Raw genomic sequence first — 18,703 nt, forward strand, 5'->3', positions numbered from 1 at the left:
CTCCTCATGGTCCGGAAGAGTTCTTGTCGCCAAAGGCGCAACAAGTCTTCCGGATCACGGCGTACGCCACCGACACGACGGCAACGCGGCTCGGGCCGTCGACTCTCGTGATCCGGAAGACTTTGTGTCGCCCCAACAGCACAAACTCTTCCGGATCACAGCGGACAGCACCGCGACTGGGGCGTCCTGCTCATGATCCGGAAGAGTTCTTGTCGCCATAGGCTCCGGATCATGGCGTACGCCATCGGCACGACGGCAACGTGGCTCGGGCCGGGGTTTGTCAGGCGCGACGCTGGCGGAGGCGGGCCAGGGCCTCGGCCAGGATGGCCTCGCCGTCCTCGTCGGAGCGGCGCTCCTTCACGTAGGCCAGGTGGGTCTTGTACGGCTCGGCGCGCGGTCGCTCCGGCGGCGCCTGCTCGTCCTGGCCGGCGGGAAGCCCGCACCGGGGGCAGTCCCAGGTGGCCGGGGGCGTGATCTCAGCGGCGAAGGCGGGCTCGGTCATGTGACCGTTGGCGCACCAGTAGGTGACGCTGCGACGGGCCGCCTGCTCACCGCGCTCGGCCCAACGCATGGGGCCGGAACCAACTCGGGTCCCGCGGATGGCGTTACCAGCTGCCACGGCTGCTCGCTCCTGTTCGTCGGGGGGGTGCGACGTCGTGCGGAGGCAGGAGTGTGGGCGAAAAACACCTGCGCGCGGCCCGTCAAACGGACCGCGCGCATGAGTCTAGAACGCGGAGCGTGCTCAGGCACCACCGTTTTGAACAATTTTCAGCCAGAGGCCAAGACCAACGATGCAGGCGAACCAGATGATGCCGACCAGCAGCGTGTAGCGGTCGAGGTTCTTCTCGGCGACCGACGAGCCGGCGAGGCTGGACGAGACGCCGCCGCCGAACATGCTCGACAGGCCACCGCCCTTGCCGCGGTGCAGCAGCACGAGCATGGTGAGCAGCACGCTCGTGATGATGAGCAGCACGATCAGGGTGTAGGCGAACGCCGTCATGGCGCGGTCGTCCTCTCGGTGGGCGGAAAGCTACCGCCGAAGCTTACTGGATTACGCGAGGCCCAGGGCACACAGGTCGGGCTGGCCGAACTGCGGGTGGATGAAGCCGCCCCGGACCTTCGTGCCGGACATGCGCAGCGCCTTCATGTAGATGATCGGGATCGCGGCGGCCCTGCTCGCGATCTTCTCGTCGAGCTCGCCCCAGAGGAGGAACTGGCGCTCCGGCACCGACTCCTCCAGCGCCGCCGTGATGTCGTTGTTGATCTCGGCGTCGTTGAGCAGGGCGTAGTTCTGGTTGTTGGTCGCGTTCGCCTTGGTGGGGATGAGGCGGCCGTCGAACAGGGGCGGGATGACCGCGGAGCCGTTGGCCCAGTCGGGGATCCAGCCGGCCCAGAGCAGGTCGTTGGTGTTGGCCGGGTTGCCGATGACGTCGAAGTACGTCTCCGGGTCGATGCCGTTGACCTTGAGCTGGATGCCGATCTGCTGGTACGTCTCGACCATCGTCGTGGCCAGGCGGCGGATGTCCTTCTGCTCCGGGATCGCCAGGGTGAGCGTCGCGGCGCACGGCTTGCCCTTGTTCCGCTGGTCGTCCATCAGCTTCAACGCCACGTCCGGCTTGCCCTCGACGTTGGCGGTGCTGTCGTACAGGTCGAAGTCCTTGTGGGCCTTCAGCTGCGGGGCGATCATCGTGTTGGCGTAGTCGCCGAAGACGGAGCCGCCCATCGCCGCGCGAAACTTCCGCTTGTTGAAGGCGAAGACCAGCGCCCGCCGGCAGTCCAGCTCGGGGATGCGCTTGGTGTTGACCGACAGGTACCGGATGCCGCCGTAGCTGCCCTGCACGGCCCGTGCGGACAGGCCGGAGTCGTTGACGACCTGCTGCACGAAGTTCGGCGCGACGTTCTTGTCCAGGTCGATCGTCTCGGCCCAGTCGCCCTCGCTCTGGATCAGGTTCGACGTGACGGTCGGCAGGTCACCGTTCGCCTGGATGATGATCTTGTCCGGGTACGCCTTGCGGACGCTGTCGGTCTTGCGGTCCCAGTACTGGTTGCGGACGTACACGAGCTGCTGGTCGGTGTTCTCCTGCAGCTTGTACGGGCCGTTGGAGAACGGCTTCTTGTCGTACTCGCCCTTGGTGTCCTGCTTGGCCTGGACCGGCGCGAACACCGACATCGCCGCGGTGTAGCCGAAGTCGCCGACCGGCTGGGACAGCGTGAACTTGATGTTGCGGTTGTCGACGCACTGCACGGACTGCAGGCCCTTGCCGTTGTTGTTGCCGCCGACGAACGGGCCCGCGTAGCTCTCGGTGCCGGCGAGGTACGTCTTCGGGTACGGCTGGGCGACCGAGAACAGGCTCGAGAAGCTGCGCTCCACGCCGTACTTCACGTCGGCGCAGGTGATCGGGGTGCCGTCCTCCCAGCGGAGCTCGTCCCTGAGCTGGAAGTCCCACACACGGTTGCCCTCGCTGGGGCGGCCGGCGTCGGTGGCGAGGTCACCGACGATCTCGCTGGCGGCCTCGCCGGGCTCGGAGCGGAACGTGGTGAGCGTCCGGGTGGTGAGGCGGCTGATGTTGGCCTCGGTCGCGGTCGCGATGCGCTGTGGGTCCAGGTGGGCCGGCATGGCGCTGACGACGACGCGGAGGGTCCCGCCGGTCTTCGGCGGCTGCGGGCGGTTCTCGGCGCCGGCGTCGCTGCAGGCCGCCGTCGCGAGCAGCGACAGGCCGGCCAACGACGCGACGAAACGCTTAGCGAGCATGCTCGGTCCCCACTCGTCATGGTCGGCCCGTTCGTGGCGGGCGGCCCTGGCTGTTGCTCCCGCGTCCGGCGCGGGGCTGCCCGCGCTGTGCGCGAGCGTGTCCGGCAACCCGGTGTCGGGGCTGCGGACCAGGCCACTTTAGGCGGCGTTCATGCCGGGCGGAACCGGGGGTGGGATACAAAACAGCGTCGCGCGGCCCGGATCCGGACCGCGCGACGCTGTGTTCTGAACTGGTTACTTGCCGAGGCGGCAGATGCGGACAAAACCCTCCGCATCGATGCTGGCGCCACCGACGAGCGCGCCGTCGATGTCGGGCTGCTCGATGATCGACGCCACGTTGTCGTGCTTGACCGAGCCACCGTAGAGGATGCGCACCCGGTCGGCGGTGCCGCCGGTGTACTTCTCCGCGAGGCGGGTCCGGATCGCGGCGATGACCTCCTGCGCGTCCTGCGGCGTCGCGACCTTGCCGGTCCCGATCGCCCACACCGGCTCGTACGCCACGACGATCTTCTCGACCTCGTCGGTCTTGATCTTCTCGAGGCCGGCGTCGAGCTGGGCGAGCGTGTAACCGACGTGCTCGCCGGCCTCACGGACCGCCAGGCCCTCGCCGACGCACAGGATCGGGGCGATGCCGTTCGCGAGGGCGGCCTTCACCTTGGCGTTGACGAGCGCGTCGTCCTCGCCGTGGTACTGGCGGCGCTCCGAGTGCCCGACGACCACGTACTGGCAGCCGAGCTTCGCCAGCATCGCGCCGGAGATCTCGCCCGTGTACGCACCCGACGAGTGCTGCGACAGGTCCTGAGCGCCGTAGCCGATGAGCAGCTTGTCGCCGTCGACCAGCGTCTGCACGCTGCGGATGTCGACGAACGGCGGCAGCACGACCACCTCGACGTCGTTGAGCTGCTGCTCGTTGAGGCTGAACGCCAGCTTCTGCACCAGGGCGATGGCCTCGAGGTGGTTGAGGTTCATCTTCCAGTTGCCAGCCATGAGCGGCCTGCGGCCGGTTGCTTCTGCCATCGCTCAGGCCTCCAGTGCCGTGATGCCGGGCAGCGCCTTGCCCTCGAGGAACTCCAGGGACGCGCCACCACCGGTCGAGATGTGGCTGAACCCGTCTTCCGGGATGCCGAGCGCGCGCACGGCCGCGGCCGAGTCACCGCCGCCGACGACGCTGAAGCCGTCGATCTTGGTGATCGCCTCGGCGACGCCCCGCGTGCCGGCCGCGAACGGCGCCAGCTCGAAGACGCCCATCGGCCCGTTCCAGAACACGGTCTTCGCGGACTCGACGGCCTGCGCGAACAGCGTCACCGACTCCGGTCCGATGTCCAGGCCGAGTTCCTCGGCCGGGATCGCGTCCGCGGCGACGACCTGGGTCTTCGCGTCGGCCGCGAACTTGTCCGCCGTCACCACGTCGACCGGCAGCACGATCTTGCCGCCACCACGGGCGAGCAGGTCGGCGCAGGTGGCGACCATCTCGTCCTGCAGCAGGCTCTTGCCGACCTCGTGGCCCTGGGCCTTGAGGAAGGTGAAGCACATGCCGCCGCCGATGAGCAGCTTGTCGACCTTCGGCAGCAGCGCCTCGATCACGGCGAGCTTGTCGGAGACCTTCGAGCCGCCGAGGATGACCACATACGGCCGCTCGGGGTCGCCGGTGAGCTTCGACAGCACGTCCAGCTCGCGCTGCACGAGGCCGCCCGTGTACCGCGGAAGCAGCGCGGCCACGTCGAACACGCTCGCGTGCTTGCGGTGGACCGCACCGAAGGCGTCGTCGACGTACACGTCGGCGAACTCGGCGAGCTGCGCGGCGAAACCGCCCCGCTCCGCCTCGTCCTTGCTGGTCTCACCCTTGTTGAACCGCAGGTTCTCCAGCAGCGCCACGTCACCGTCGCCGAGCCCGGCGACCGCGGCCCGGGCCGACTCCCCCACCGTGTCGGTGGCGAACGCGACCGGCTTGCCCAGCAGCTCGCCGAGCCGGTTCGCGACCGGCTGCAGCGTGTACTTCGGGTCGGGCTCGCCCTTCGGACGGCCCAGGTGCGACACGACGGTGACCCGCGCGCCGGCCTCACGCAGCGCGTTGAGCGTCGGCAGGACCGCCCGGATGCGCCCGTCGTCGGTGATCTTGTCTCCGTCGAGCGGAACGTTCAGGTCGGCGCGCAGGAGCACGCGCCGACCCTTGACGCCCTCGCTCAGGAGGTCGTCGAGCGTCTTCACAGGCCGGTGCCCACCAGCGTGACGAGGTCGACGAGGCGGTTGCTGTAGCCCCACTCGTTGTCGTACCAGCCGACGACCTTGACCTGGTTGCCGATCACCTTGGTGAGGCCGGCGTCGAAGATGCACGAGGCCGGGTCGGTGACGATGTCGCTGGAGACGATCGGGTCCTCGGTGTAGGTCAGGATGCCCTTGAGCGGACCGTCGGCGGCGGCCTTCATGGCGGCGTTGACCTCGTCGACCGTGGTCTCGCGACCCACGGTGACGGTCAGGTCGGTGGCCGAGCCGGTCGGGATCGGCACACGCAGCGCGTAGCCGTCCAGCTTGCCCTTGAGCTCGGGCAGGACCAGCGAGACCGCCTTGGCGGCACCGGTCGAGGTCGGCACGATGTTCAGGGCGGCGGCGCGGGCGCGACGCAGGTCCTTGTGCGGGGCGTCCTGCAGGTTCTGGTCCTGCGTGTACGCGTGGATCGTGGTCATGAGGCCACGCTCGATGCCGAACGTGTCGTTGATGACCTTGGCCATCGGCGCGAGGCAGTTCGTGGTGCACGACGCGTTGGAGATGATGGTGTGGTTCGCGGCGTCGTACTTGTCCTCGTTGACGCCCAGGACGACCGTGACGTCCTCGCCCTTGGCCGGCGCCGAGATGATGACCTTCTTCGCGCCCGCGGCGACGTGGACCTTGGCCTTCTCGGCGTCGGTGAAGATGCCGGTCGACTCGATCACGACGTCGGCGCCCAGGTCGGCCCACGGCAGCTTCGACGGGTCGCGCTCGGCGAGCGCCTTGAACGTCTTACCGTTGACGGTGATCTCGTCGGAGGTCGCCTTCACCTCGTAGGGCAGGCGGCCCAGGATGCTGTCGTACTTGAGCAGGTGCGCCAGCGTCGCGTTGTCAGTGAGGTCATTGACGCCCACAATTTCGATGTCAGCGCCCTTGGCCAGCGCCGCACGGAAGAAGTTGCGGCCGATGCGGCCGAAGCCGTTGATGCCAACCCGGATGGTCACTTCGACACATCTCCTCGCCTCGTCGCGGCCGGCCGTTGCCGATACCGGTCGCCCGTGAGTGATCATGGCTCGCCCGGTCGTGGTCCTAATCGGTGAGGCCCATGAGCGGGGAGCGGCCGCGTAGAGCGGCATACGGACGGCTTCGTCGCCGAACAGGAAAACCCTATCGCCTGCACAGCACCGAACTCCCGCGGGGGTGTCTGAGCACACAGCCCGATCACGGTTTTCACCCTCCCTCGGCGGGGTGCGGGATCGTCCCGTGCCCCGTGCGTCGACGTTGGGGACATTGTCTCGCCGGGGTACGACAAAAATGGGCGCGATCAAGGCATCCCGCGGCGGGCGATCCGAAGACCTTGAGTAGCCCCGATGCACGACCTCTTCCGGATCACGGGAACCACCCGCCCCTCGCGATCCGGAAGAGCTCACGCGGCCCAGGCTGCGCAAAGTCTTCCGGATCATGAAACGCCCAGGCTCCCGCCAGACCGCACGCATGATCCGGAAGAGTTCGTGTGGCGCTGGGGCACACGGGACTCCGGACAATGTGCACAGCTCAGCCCGCGACACGTCCCACCCCGAGGCGGCCGCGCGGGCTTGTCGCGGCCTCGGCCGGACGAGGCGCGACGAGGCGCGACGAGGCGCGGCGAGGCGCGACGGGGCGCCCCGGCCGGCGCCGCGTTACACGCGGCCGTGCCCACGACGGACCGGAGTCCGCATGGATGAGCTAACTGACCAGCATCTCCGGCGTGACGGCGGACTCGGTGTCGGGGATTCCGAGGTCGCGGGCGCGCTTGTCGGCGAGGGCGAGCAGACGCCTTATGCGCCCGGCGATCGCGTCCTTCGTGAGCGGCGGGTCAGCGAGCGCGCCGAGCTCCTCCAGGGACGCCTGCCGGTGCTCGAGGCGCAGGGTGCCGGCGCTGAAGAGGTGCTCGGGGGCGTTGTCGGCGAGGATCTCCATCGCGCGCGCGACCCGGGCGGCGGCGGCCACGGCGGCGCGGGCGGAGCGGCGCAGGTTGGCGTCGTCGAAGTTGGCGAGGCGGTTGGCGGTGGCCCTGACCTCGCGGCGGACCCGGCGCTCCTCCCAGGTGAGGACGCTCTGGTGCGCGCCGATGCGGGTGAGCAGCGCGGCGATCGCGTCGCCGTCCTTGACCACGACACGGTCGACGCCGCGGACCTCGCGGGCCTTGGCGGTGATCCCGATGCGCCGGGCGGCGCCGACGAGCGCGAGCGCGGCCTCCGGGCCGGGGCAGGTGATCTCCAGGGCGCAGCTGCGGCCCGGCTCGGTCAGCGAGCCGTGCGCCAGGAACGCGCCCCGCCACGCCGCGACGGCGCAGCACATGTTGGCCGACACGACGTGCGGCGGCAGCCCCCGGACCGGCCGTCCACGGACGTCGAGCAGTCCCGTCTGCCGCGCGAGCGCCTCGCCGTCCTTGACCACGCGCACGATGAAGTGGCTGGCCTTCCGCAGGCCGCCGGACGCGAGGACGTGGATCTCGCTCTGGTACCCGTACACCTCCGAAACCTCCCGCCGGAGCCGGCGGGCGGCGGCGTTGGTGTCGAGCTCGGCCTCGACGACCACCCGGCCGGAGACGATGTGCAACCCGCCCGCGAAGCGGAGCAGCGCGGCCATCTCGGCGCGCCGGCAGCAGGGTTTCGCTACATCCACCCTGCTCAGCTCGTCCTTGACCGCAGCGGTCATCGCCATTCTGTCGTCACCTCGCGGGGCTCAATCGAACTGTCGGTGGTGCTGCTCAGCAGTGGTTTCAAGGCTGCGGCCAGCGCGTGCGGGTCGTGCAGCGGTGCTCCGTCAGCGACAGCCATCGGCGCGAGCACCAGACGTGCACCCAGCGATTCTGCCGCACGATGGACCGGTTCGGGGTCGCCTACGGCTTTCCCGTCGGCAAGAACTACATCGACATGTAGCCCAGGTAGGTAACGACGCAGGGCGGCAAGGTGTTCCGGCAAGGTCAGGCCGGCCGTCTCGCTGTCGGGCGCCAGATTGAGCGTGACCAGGCGCTTCGCGGGACTCATGGAGATCGCTGCGGCCAGTTCAGGCACCAGCAGATGCGGGATCACGCTGGTGAACCACGATCCTGGCCCGAACAGCAACCAGTCAGCGTTCTTCGTCGCATGTACGGCCTCCGAGCAGGCCTCCGGTGCGACCGGCACGAGCCGGACCCGGTCGATCCGCTTCGGAGTGACCGCGACGGCATGCTGACCGCGCACCGTCACCACTTCACCACACTCGGACAGGTCCGCCTCGATGTGCAGCGGCTGCCGCGACATGGGCAGCACCCGCCCGTCGCAGCGCAGCATCTGCGCCGCCTGGTCCAGCGCGACGACGGGGTCGCCGGCGAGCTCCATCAGGGCGCACAGGACGAGGTTGCCGACCGGGTGCCCGGCGAGGTCGTCGTTGCCGGTGAACCTGTGCTGGAACACCTCCGCCATCGCCTCCTCGTCGGCGAGCGCGGCGAGCGCCTGGCGCAGGTCCCCGGGCGGCAGGATGTCGCGGGTCGCGCGCAGCCGCCCGCTGGACCCCCCGTCGTCGGCGACCGTGACCACGGCGGTGATGTCCAGCGGCGTGTCCAGGTGGATGCGCCGCAGCGCCCGCAGGGACGCGGACAGCCCATGCCCACCACCGAACGCGACGACCCGAACACCGCTCACGCCATCACCTCCGCTGCGATCATTCGCGCCCCAGGTCGCGGTGCTGCGGTGCGGCGGCGAGGCGCATCTCGCGCAGCCGCCGGGCGAGCTCCTCGGCGATCGCGACGCTGCGGTGCTTGCCACCCGTGCACCCGACGGCGATCGTGAGGTAGCGCTTGCCTTCCCGCTCGAAGCCTGGAGCGGTCGCGTTGATCAGCCGGGCGTACGTCTCCACGAACGTGACCGCGCCGCGCTGCCCGAGCACGTACCGGCTCACGTCGGTCTCGCGTCCCGTGTGCTCGCGCAGCTCCGGCACCCAGTACGGGTTCGGCAGGAACCTCGCGTCGAGGACGAAGTCGGCGTCGGGCGGCAGGCCGTACTTGAAGCCGAACGACAGCACCGTGACCCTGATCTGGGTCGTGTCCTCCTCGCCGAACATCTCCTCGATGCGCCCGCGGAGCTGGTTGACGTTGAGGTGGCTGGTGTCGATCAGCACGTCCGCCTGCTCGCGGGCCTCCTGGAGCAGCTTCCGCTCAGCGGCGATGCCGTCCGACAGCCGCCCGCCGCCCTGCAACGGATGCGACCGGCGCACGCTCTCGAACCGCCGGATCAGCACCTCGTCGTCGGCGTCGACGAACACCATCCGCGGGTTGAACCCCCGCTCCCGCAACGACTTCACCGCGCCCGGCAGATCGGTGGAGAACGCGTGGCTGCGCACGTCGAGCACCATCGCCGTGCGCCGCGCCGCCCCCCGCGCCGCGAACGCCAGCTCCGCCATGTCGAGCAGCAGAGCCTGCGGCAGGTTGTCCACGACGTAATACCCGACGTTCTCCAGCGCCCGGGCGACCGTGCTCCGCCCTCCGCCGGACACCCCCGTCACGATGACCAGGTCGGTCGCCGTGCGGTCAGGCACCCCCGACGCTTCTTCGCTCACCACGCCGACGAGTTTATGCCGTGCCGCCCGCCCGTCCGGCGGCTCGGTCGGTTTGTACCTTTTCAGGGTCCCCCAGCCCAGCCGGGAAAGCCCGAATGACGCCCTCCACAGCGCCGAACCTGCACGGGAACGGAGCCGGGCCGATCAGCGCGACCACACCACTGAACGCACACCCACGCCCATGCGGGCAGGCCGCCTCCACCCCGCCGGCCTGCCCGGCCGCTCCCACAGCGACCGGCGAACCCGCAAGCAGATCCCTCAGCCGACAACCGGCCACCACGATGATCGAAGGACGCCCCTGACCGTCCAGACGACCACCACGCGACTTCGATCACTCCGTGTGAAAGCCAACGACGGCGCGGAATCACCGAATGACGCCCTCGACGGCGCTGGACCATGCGAGAACGGCGGCCGACCCGCACGCGGATCCCTCAACCAAACCCAGCCGCCACCATGATCGAAGGACGCCCCTGGCCGCCCGGACAACCACCACACGACATCGATCACGACACCCACCACCACAACCGCCCCGCCGGCCACCAAGACCGCCCGCGAGAGGGGGCAGCACTGGTTGTGACCACGACGGCGGGCGCGGCCTCAGCGCCCGGTGTGATGTGGATGGGTTGTGAAAGCCAACGACAGCGTGGAAGCGCCGAATGACACCCTCGACGGCGCTGAACCATGCGAGGACGGCAGCCGAGGAATCACCGCGACCACGGCACGGAGGGCGACCACGTCACCTGGCGCCCGCCCCAGCCGGGCGGAAAAGAACCCACCTCCGTGCTGGCCTGATCAGTAACCCACAGAGATCGGCGAACCCGCACGCGGACAGCAGCGCAACGTCAGCCGACCCGTAGGCGGATCCCTCAACCGAAACCAGCCACCGCCAGAATCGAAGGACGACGGCTATGACCGCGATCGATCCGCTGGGCGGAGACCGGGACCGTGGGCGACGTCTGCGGTCGGTTAGGAATCGGAGGGCGAAGAGGTCGGGTCGATCACCGGCGGTAAGGAGGCAGGAGCCGGCGCCAACGATGCGGCCGGTAAAGAGGGCGTGGCCGGCGTGGGCGAAGGTGGGCCGTTCAGAGCGACCAGAATCGCCTCCGCCGTCCGGCGGCCGATGCCCGGCACCTCGGCGATCTCCTCGATGCTGGCCGCCTTGAGACGCTTCAATGAGCCGAAATGGCGCAGCAGCGCTTTGCGGCGGATTTCGCCGAGGCCGGGGACGTTGTCGAGGGTCGATTCGGTCATGCGTTTGGAGCGCTTCTGGCGGTGGTAGGTGATGGCGAAGCGGTGGGCCTCGTCGCGGGCGCGCTGCAGGAGATAGAGGCCCTCGGAGGCGCGGGGCAGGATGACGGGGAACTCGTCGTCGGGGAGCCAGACCTCCTCCAGCCGCTTGGCCAGGCCGCAGATGGTGATGTCGTCGATGCCGAGGTCGAGCAGGACCTGGGCGGCGGCGTTGACCTGGGGCTGGCCGCCGTCCACGACGACGAGCTGGGGCGGGTAGGCGAACTTGCGGGGCCGGCCGGTCGTCGGGTCGATGCCGGGGCGGGACGGGTCGACGTCCTCCTCGGCCAACGAGTCGAGCTCGACCTTGGCGTCCAGGTAGCGGGCGAAGCGCCGCCGCAGGACCTCTGAGATGGCGGAGACGTCGTCGGTGGCGCCGTTGATGGCGAAGCGCCGGTATTCGCTCTTGCGGGACAGGCCGTCCTCGAAGACGACCATGCTGGCGACGACGTCGGTGCCCTGGATCTGGGAGATGTCGTAGCACTCGATGCGCAGCGGGGCGGTCTGCATGCCGAGCGCCTCGGCGATCTCCTCCAGGGCCTTGCTGCGGGTGCTCAGGTCGCCGGCGCGGCGAAGCTTGTGCTGCTGGAGGGCCTGCTCGGCGTTGCGCGCGACGGTCTCGGCGAGGGCCTTCTTGTCGCCGCGCTGCGGCACGCGGATCGCGACCCGGCTGCCGCGCAGCTTGCTCAGCCAGTCGGCGAGCGCGTCGACGTCGGCCGGCAGCTCGGGGACGAGCAGCTCCTTGGGCAGGTCGGCGGGGTCGGTGCCGGCCTCGGCGCCGTAGATCTGGCTGCAGAAGTGGTGGACGAGGTCGCCGGCGCTGAGGTCCTCGGTCTTCTCCACGACCCAGCCGCGCTGGCCGCGGACCCGGCCGCCGCGCACGTGGAACACCTGGACGGCCGCTTCCAGGGGGTCGTCGGCGAACGCGACCACGTCGGCGTCGGTGCCGTCGCCGAGCACGACCGCCTGCTTCTCCACCGCCCGGCGCAGCGCGCCCAGGTCGTCGCGGATGCGGGCGGCGCGCTCGAAGTCCAGCTCGTCGGAGGCGGCGAACATCTCCCGCTCGAGCCGCTTGACCATCGTGTCGGTCTTGCCGGCCATGAAGTCGCAGAAGTCGTCGACGATGCGGCGGTGCTCCTCCTCGCTGACCCGGTCGACGCACGGCGCGGAGCACTTGCCGATATAGCCCAGCAGGCAGGGGCGGCCGATCTGGCCGGCGCGCTTGAACACGCCGGACGAGCAGGTCCGCGCCGGGAAAACGCGCATCAGCAGGTCGAGGGTCTCGCGGATCGCCCAGGCGTGCGCGTAGGGGCCGAAGTAGCGCACACCCTTGCGCTTGGCGCCGCGCATCACCTGCAGGCGCGGATAGGCCTCGTCGAGCGTGACCGCCAGATACGGGTAGCTCTTGTCGTCCCGGTAGCGGACGTTGAACCTGGGGTCATACTCCTTGATCCAGTTGTATTCGAGCTGGAGCGCCTCGACCTCGGTGCCGACCGTGACCCAGTCGACCTTCGCCGCGGTGGTGACCATCTGCTGGGTGCGCGCGTGCAGGGTCCACACGTCGGCGAAGTAGGAGTTGAGCCGCTGCCGCAGGCTCTTGGCCTTGCCCACGTAGATGACGCGCCCCGACGGGTCGCGGAACCGGTAGACCCCTGGCGTGTCGGGAATGGTCCCGGGTGCGGGTCGATACGTGGACGGATCTGGCACTCTTCGAGACTATCCGGGGGGTACGACAAAACGCCGACCCCCCGGAAGCGCGCTCACGCCAGGGAGATGTTGTCCCCGTCGACCTTCAGGGTCTTCTCGGCCAGTCCCTTGGTGGCCGGGCCGTTCTTCACGGAGCCGTCGGCCGCGGAGAAGACGCTGCCGTGGCACCGGCAGTTGATCGCGCCGGCCGAGACGTCGGAGACGACGCACGACTGGTGGGTGCAGATCGAGCTGAACGCCTTGAACTGCCCGGCCTCCGGCTGGGTGACGACAACGCCGCCGCCGTCCTTGAAGATCTTGCCGCCGCCGACAGGGATGTCGGCCTTGGTCGCCAGGACGCCTGAGGCGGCACCGCCGGTGCTGCTGTCGCCGGTCTTGCCGCTGTCGTCACTGTCGTCTCCACAGGCGGCGAGTGCCGTCACGGCCGTGATTCCGGCCGCTCCGGCGAGCACCGCGCGGCGAGTCGTGTCACTCATAGGCTCCTCCAAGGTCGTTGGCCTGCTGGCTACGCCAGGAAATACGTAGATCATGGAGCGTACGGTTCAATGCTCAACAAACTCTGGGAATCCGTTACCCGCCCGTGACATTCGCAGCGATCACACAACGAGACGGACGCCTAGGCCTCGACCACGTACCCTGCCTGCACCTTTACCGGCACAGCGTTCAACCCACGCGTCGCCGGCCCCCGCGCGAGGCTGCCGTCCGCGATCTTGAACTGCGAGTTGTGCCCCGGGCACATGATCGTCGTCGCTCCGGGCGACGGAGGCTCCACGGTGACACCCTGGTGGGGGCAGCTCGCCTGGTACGCCTTGAACGTCCCCTGCTTCGCCTGCACCACGAGAATCGTGTCCTTGGCGATCACACCGCCACCGACGGGCACGTCCTTCACGGCGACCAGCGCACCCGCTGGCGGCGCCGCGTCGCTGGCACCCGTCGCGGGCGCGGTGTTGTCGAACGGGTTGGCCGCGGTCGTCGGCGCGGCGGAGGCAGGCGGCTGGCTGCCCGCGGCCGCCGGGGTCTCCTCGTCGCCGCCGCACCCCGCCAGCACCGTCACGCCGAGCGCGCCTGCGCCCAGCAGCAGTGCCCGGCGGGCCGAGCAGGGGTTGAACACGTCCTGAACCGGCACGTCTTGTCCTCCTGGGGTGAGGGCCTTGCCAGCGGCCACCGTAGCAGCGCCCGATCCGCACCGTCCCTCGGTCACCGCATCCGCCAGCAGGCGGCCCTCTCCCCCGTTCCGACGTTTCCGCTGGTACGACACCGGCAGAACGAAACAGCAGCCAGACGCCGGTCGATCAGCCCTTCGCGGCCGCCTTCTTCGCCGGGGCGCGCTTCGCGGGTGCCGCCTTGGTCGCCTTCGCGCGTGTGGCGGTCGCCTTGGCCGGCCGCGCGGCCGCGGTCCGGGCCGGCTCCGCCGCCGGGAGGTCGTCGGGCTCCACGGTCGAGACCGCCGCCCGGGTCCGCGGCGCCGCGGCCTTCCGGCCGGCCCGGACCGGTGCGGACACCGCGCCGTTGGCCTTGACCGCCCGGTCGCGGGCCGTGGTGTCGCCGCTGACGTCGCCCTTCAGGCCCAGCACCGGCCGCAGGAACTTGCCCGTGTGGCTGTCGGCGATCTCCGCGACCTCCTCCGGCGTGCCCACCGCGACCACCGTGCCGCCCTTGTGACCGCCCTCGGGGCCCATGTCGATGAGCCAGTCCGCCGACTTGATGACGTCGAGGTTGTGCTCGATGACGATGACGGTGTTGCCCTTGTCGACGAGGCTCTGCAGCACGATGAGCAGCTTGCGGATGTCCTCGAAGTGCAGGCCGGTCGTCGGCTCGTCCAGCACGTACACGGTGCGGCCGGTGGACCGCTTCTGCAGCTCCGACGCGAGCTTGACCCGCTGCGCCTCGCCGCCGGAGAGCGTCGGCGCGGGCTGGCCGAGGCGCACGTAGCCCAGGCCCACGTCGTTGAGCGTCTTCAGGTGCCGGTGGATGGCGGGGATGGCCTCGAAGAAGCCCGCGGCCTCCTCGATCGGCATGTCGAGGATCTCCGCGATCGTGCGGCCCTTGTAGTGCACCTCGAGGGTCTCGCGGTTGTACCGCGCACCCTTGCAGACCTCGCACGGCACGTACACGTCGGGCAGGAAGTTCATCTCGATCTTGATCGTGCCGTCGCCGGCGCACGCCTCGCAGCGCCCGCCCTTCACGTTGAACGAGAAGCGTCCCGGACCGTAACCACGCACCTTGGCCTCGGTGGTCTCGGCGAAGAGCTTCCGGACGTTGTCGAACACGCCCGTGTAGGTGGCCGGGTTGGACCTGGGGGTGCGGCCGATCGGTGACTGGTCGACGCCGACAACCTTGTCGACCTGCTCGAGCCCCGAGATGCGGGTGTGCCGGCCGGGCACCAGCCGGGCGCCGTTGACGACGTTGGCGAGGACCGCGTGGAGGATGTCGTTGACCAGGGTCGACTTGCCGGACCCGGACACGCCGGTCACCGCCACGAACTGCCCGAGCGGAAACGGGACGGTCAGGTTCTGCAGGTTGTGCTCGCGGGCGCCGACGACGACCAGCTCGCGGCCGGGCGTGCGGGGCCGGCGGATCTCCGGCGTCGGGATGCTGCGCCGGCCCGCCAGATACGCACCGGTCACCGACTCCTCGGCGGTGATCAGCTCCTCATACGGCCCGCTGTGCACGACCCGGCCGCCGTGCTCGCCGGCGCCGGGGCCGATGTCGACGATCCAGTCGGCGGTGCGGATCGTGTCCTCGTCATGCTCGACCACGATCAGCGTGTTGCCGAGCCGCTTGAGCCGCGTCAGGGTCTCGATGAGCCGGTGGTTGTCCCGCTGGTGCAGGCCGATGCTGGGCTCGTCCAGCACGTACAGGACGCCGACGAGACCGGAGCCGATCTGGGTCGCGAGCCGGATGCGCTGCGCCTCGCCGCCGGACAGGGTGCCGGAGGCCCGGTCCAGGGACAGGTAGTCGAGGCCGACGTCGACGAGGAACCGCAGCCGGGCGTTGATCTCCTTCAGGACCCGCTCGGCGATGAGCTTCTGCCGGTCGGTGAGGGTCATCGCGCCGAGCAGCTCCGCGCAGTCACCGACGGACAGGTTGCAGATGTCGGCGATGCTGTGCCCGGCGATGGTGACCGCGAGGATCTCGGGCTTGAGCCGGGACCCGCCGCAGGTGCCGCAGGGCACGTCGCGCATGTATCCCTCGTACTTGTCGCGGGACCAGTCGCTCTCGGTGTCGGAGTGCCGGCGCTCGATCCACTGCACCACGCCCTCGAAGCCGGTGTAGTAGGAGCGCTCGCGGCCGTACTTGTTGCGGTACCGGACGTGGACCTGGTCCTCCGACCCGTACATGATCGCCTTCTGCGCCCGCGACGACAGCGCGCGCCAGGGCGTGTCCAGGGTGAAGCCGGCCTCCGCACCCAGGGCCTCCAGCAGGCGGAGGAAGTATTCGAGGGTGTGGCCGGTGGCCCAGGGCGCGATCGCGCCGCCGCGGAGCGTCTGCTCCGGGTCGGGCACGATCAGCTCCGGGTCGACCTCCTTCTTGGTGCCGATGCCGGTGCAGTCGGGGCAGGCGCCGTAGGGCGCGTTGAACGAGAACGAGCGGGGCTCGAGGTCCTCGATCGACAGCGGGTGCTCGTTGGGGCAGGCGAGGTGCTCGGAGAAGAGCCGCTCGCGGTGCTCGTCGTCCTCGGGCACGTCGACGAACTCGAGGATGACGATGCCGGCGGCGAGCTTCAGCGCGGTCTCGACCGAGTCGGTGAGCCGCTGCTTGGACGACGCCTTCACCGAGAGCCGGTCGACGACGACCTCGATGGTGTGCTTCTCCTGCTTCTTGAGCTTCGGCGGCTCGGTCAGCGGGTGCACGACGCCGTCGATGCGGGCCCGCGCATACCCCTTCGACTGCAGCTCCTGGAAGAGGTCGAGGTATTCGCCCTTGCGGCCGCGCACGACCGGGGCGAGCACCTGGAAGCGGGTGCCCTCCTCCATCGCGAGGACCCGGTCGACGATCTGCTGCGGCGTCTGCCGCGTGATCAGCTCGCCGCAGACGGGGCAGTGCGGCTCGCCGATGCGCGCATACAGCAGTCGCAGGTAGTCATACACCTCGGTGATCGTGCCGACCGTCGAGCGCGGGTTGCGCGAGGTCGACTTCTGGTCGATGGAGACCGCCGGCGACAACCCCTCGATGAAGTCGACGTCGGGCTTGTCCATCTGGCCGAGGAACTGGCGTGCGTAGGACGACAGCGACTCCACATACCGCCGCTGCCCCTCGGCGAAGATCGTGTCGAACGCGAGGCTCGACTTGCCGGAGCCCGAGAGCCCGGTGAACACGATCATCGCGTCGCGCGGCAGGTCGAGACTGACGTCACGGAGGTTGTGCTCCCGAGCGCCACGGATGATCAGACGATCCGACATGCTTCCCCTTGGCAGTGAATATGTCCGCCAGCAGCGGCAAAGAGTCCGGCAGCGGTGATTTTGTCCGGTTCGGACACCGTCACGGTGCCAGCCGACAACTCTAGCCAGGGGGTATGACAATTTTCCGCGCCCGAACGAGGGAACCCCCGCTACGGGCGTGCCAGCCGTCGCCGGTCGCGGCTCTCGCGCTTGAGCCGCCGTACCGATGCCAGCTTCTGCTCTTTCTGCAGTTTCTGCCAACTCGCGAAGCGGCGGGGGCTGAGCTCGCCGTCCTCGACCGCGGCCCGGACCGCGCAGCCGGGCTCCTCACCGTGCCGGCAGTCGTCGAACCGGCACAGCGTCGCGAGCTGCGTCACGTCGGCGAACGCCCGGTCCAGGCCCGCCGCGGTGTCGAACATGCCGACGAGCCGCACCCCGGGCGTGTCGAGGACCGCACCGCCGCCAGGCATGGGAATTAGTGCCCGATATGTGGTGGTGTGCCGCCCGCGTCCGTCGCTACGCAACGCCTGCGTCTGCATCACCGGCGCCCCGGCGAGGGCGTTGACGAGACTCGACTTCCCGGCACCGGACTGCCCCAGGAGGCCGAGCGTCCGCCCGTACGCCACGAGCGGCCGCAACGCGTCGAGCCCCATCCCCGTGCGGGAGCTGACCGCATGGACCTCGACCCCGTCCGGCATCTGCCCGGCGAGCGCCTCCGGATCCGCGGCCAGGTCGCATTTCGTCAGGACCAGCACCGGCCGCGCCCCCGACTCCCACGCCAGGGCGAGCAGCCGCTCGATACGCCCGAGGTCCGGCGACGGGTCGACCGGCTCCACGACCGCCACCGCGTCCACGTTGGCGGCCAGGACCTGCCCGAACGACTCCTCACCGGCGACGGCCCTGATGATCGCGGTGCGCCTGGGCAGCACCGCCTCGGCCGTCAGCCGGCCGTCCGGCCACGTCCGGACGACGAGCCAGTCCCCCGCGCACGGCAGCGACCCGGGATCGGCCGCGGCACGCGCCAGCAGGCCCCCCGACAGGCTCGCGCGGAGCGGGCCGTCGGACGCGATCGCCGTACACACGCCGCGATCGACGCGGCTGACCCGCGCCGGCCGGAAACCGGGCAGGTCGAACCGGCCGGAGTACAGCGCGGCGTACGCGTCGTCCCAGCCCAGAGCTGACAGGTCAATAATCATGAACATCCTTTGCGAACCCGTGTTCGGAAATCCACGGTAGGTAGCGCGTCCACACCGCGAAACCGAATATCGGGGCTATCGTCGGGTGCGTGCTCCCCTCGCATGTGCTGGCCAGCGCCGTCGGACTGCGCCTGGACCGGGCCGATGTCCAGTGGCACGTCTCACCCGGCCAGGACGACTCGCTCATGCGCTTCTGGCTGACGTTCGCCGGCGTCTCGTACGGCTTCCATGTCGGCGCCGAGGACGAGATCCTCGACGTCATCGTGGAGGAGCGCGGCACCGACGCCGACATGGGCGTCTACGGCCGGCTCGAGGTCAGAGCCGCCGCCCCTCGCGACCCGGCCTCCGCCGCGGTCGGGCAGCGCCTCGTGGCCGTGCACGACCTGTACGCCGGCTACCTGGGCAAACCCATCGGCGCCCGGCTCAGTTTCGAGCACGTCGACCTCAGCGTCGCCGACTGGGAGGACGAGCTGCACTGGGCCGCCGGCGACCTGCCACCCGCCGTCGGCGTCCGCCAACGCTGATCTTTTCCGCGTTTGCAGGTGGTGTACGAACGAAGCCCCGTCACCGTCCGGCGGATCTTGTCGGTGGCC

14 protein-coding genes and 1 pseudogene are annotated in these 18,703 nt (G+C 69.8%); 1 reads left to right on the forward strand and 14 read right to left on the reverse strand.

Annotated elements, in window-relative coordinates:
• Positions 1 to 280 precede the first annotated feature (280 nt).
• The 14 genes and pseudogenes from ABZ321_RS00605 to rsgA all read right to left on the reverse strand — a co-directional run bounded on the left by ABZ321_RS00605 (position 281) and on the right by rsgA (position 18,110).
• Positions 281 to 619: an RNA polymerase-binding protein RbpA gene (locus ABZ321_RS00605; protein ID WP_344503007.1), complete on the reverse strand. Its 339-nt coding sequence runs from the start codon at positions 617 to 619 to the stop codon at positions 281 to 283.
• A 123-nt stretch (positions 620 to 742) separates the two neighbouring features.
• Positions 743 to 1,000, reverse strand: a complete 258-nt coding sequence (gene secG, locus ABZ321_RS00610) for a preprotein translocase subunit SecG (RefSeq protein ID WP_344503009.1) — start codon at positions 998 to 1,000, stop codon at positions 743 to 745.
• Between the two features lie 51 nt (positions 1,001 to 1,051).
• Complete coding sequence (locus ABZ321_RS00615) at positions 1,052 to 2,752, reverse strand: ABC transporter substrate-binding protein (protein WP_344503010.1); 1,701 nt, start codon at positions 2,750 to 2,752, stop codon at positions 1,052 to 1,054.
• 234 nt (positions 2,753 to 2,986) lie between these two features.
• Positions 2,987 to 3,769, reverse strand: coding sequence for a triose-phosphate isomerase (gene tpiA, locus ABZ321_RS00620; RefSeq protein WP_344503011.1), 783 nt, complete (start codon positions 3,767 to 3,769; stop codon positions 2,987 to 2,989).
• 3 nt (positions 3,770 to 3,772) lie between these two features.
• Complete coding sequence (locus ABZ321_RS00625) at positions 3,773 to 4,960, reverse strand: phosphoglycerate kinase (protein WP_344503012.1); 1,188 nt, start codon at positions 4,958 to 4,960, stop codon at positions 3,773 to 3,775.
• Positions 4,957 to 5,961, reverse strand: a complete 1,005-nt coding sequence (gene gap / locus ABZ321_RS00630) for a type I glyceraldehyde-3-phosphate dehydrogenase (protein WP_344503013.1) — start codon at positions 5,959 to 5,961, stop codon at positions 4,957 to 4,959. The genes ABZ321_RS00625 and gap overlap by 4 nt, the downstream gene beginning before the upstream one ends.
• A gap of 721 nt (positions 5,962 to 6,682) precedes the next feature.
• Positions 6,683 to 7,663, reverse strand: a complete 981-nt coding sequence (gene whiA / locus ABZ321_RS00635) for a DNA-binding protein WhiA (RefSeq protein ID WP_033359740.1) — start codon at positions 7,661 to 7,663, stop codon at positions 6,683 to 6,685.
• Positions 7,654 to 8,625 carry a uridine diphosphate-N-acetylglucosamine-binding protein YvcK gene (yvcK, locus tag ABZ321_RS00640; protein WP_344503014.1) on the reverse strand — a complete coding sequence of 324 codons (972 nt, stop codon included), beginning with the start codon at positions 8,623 to 8,625 and terminating at the stop codon, positions 7,654 to 7,656. The genes whiA and yvcK overlap by 10 nt, the downstream gene beginning before the upstream one ends.
• Before the next feature lie 19 nt (positions 8,626 to 8,644).
• Positions 8,645 to 9,541, reverse strand: a complete 897-nt coding sequence (rapZ, locus tag ABZ321_RS00645; protein ID WP_354888173.1) for an RNase adapter RapZ — start codon at positions 9,539 to 9,541, stop codon at positions 8,645 to 8,647.
• A 963-nt stretch (positions 9,542 to 10,504) separates the two neighbouring features.
• Complete coding sequence (uvrC, locus tag ABZ321_RS00650) at positions 10,505 to 12,532, reverse strand: excinuclease ABC subunit UvrC (RefSeq protein WP_354888175.1); 2,028 nt, start codon at positions 12,530 to 12,532, stop codon at positions 10,505 to 10,507.
• Positions 12,533 to 12,585: 53 nt separating this feature from the next.
• Entirely contained in the window at positions 12,586 to 13,008 is a 423-nt protein-coding gene (locus ABZ321_RS00655) for a Rieske (2Fe-2S) protein (protein WP_344503017.1), read from the reverse strand.
• Between the two features lie 140 nt (positions 13,009 to 13,148).
• Positions 13,149 to 13,658 carry a Rieske (2Fe-2S) protein gene (locus tag ABZ321_RS00660; RefSeq protein ID WP_344503018.1) on the reverse strand — a complete coding sequence of 170 codons (510 nt, stop codon included), beginning with the start codon at positions 13,656 to 13,658 and terminating at the stop codon, positions 13,149 to 13,151.
• Between the two features lie 427 nt (positions 13,659 to 14,085).
• A pseudogene (gene uvrA, locus ABZ321_RS00665) lies at positions 14,086 to 16,935 on the reverse strand (excinuclease ABC subunit UvrA); the annotation flags it as partial.
• A 149-nt stretch (positions 16,936 to 17,084) separates the two neighbouring features.
• Positions 17,085 to 18,110: a ribosome small subunit-dependent GTPase A gene (gene rsgA, locus ABZ321_RS00670; protein WP_354888179.1), complete on the reverse strand. Its 1,026-nt coding sequence runs from the start codon at positions 18,108 to 18,110 to the stop codon at positions 17,085 to 17,087.
• An 89-nt stretch (positions 18,111 to 18,199) separates the two neighbouring features.
• On the opposite strand from rsgA, the gene ABZ321_RS00675 reads away from it, so the two are divergent.
• On the forward strand, positions 18,200 to 18,634 hold the full coding sequence (locus tag ABZ321_RS00675) for a hypothetical protein (RefSeq protein ID WP_354888182.1): 435 nt from the start codon (positions 18,200 to 18,202) through the stop codon (positions 18,632 to 18,634).
• Positions 18,635 to 18,703: the final 69 nt, after the last annotated feature.

This window comes from Dactylosporangium sp. NPDC006015 (genome assembly GCF_040614215.1).
GTDB classification, from domain to species: domain Bacteria; phylum Actinomycetota; class Actinomycetes; order Mycobacteriales; family Micromonosporaceae; genus Dactylosporangium; species Dactylosporangium maewongense.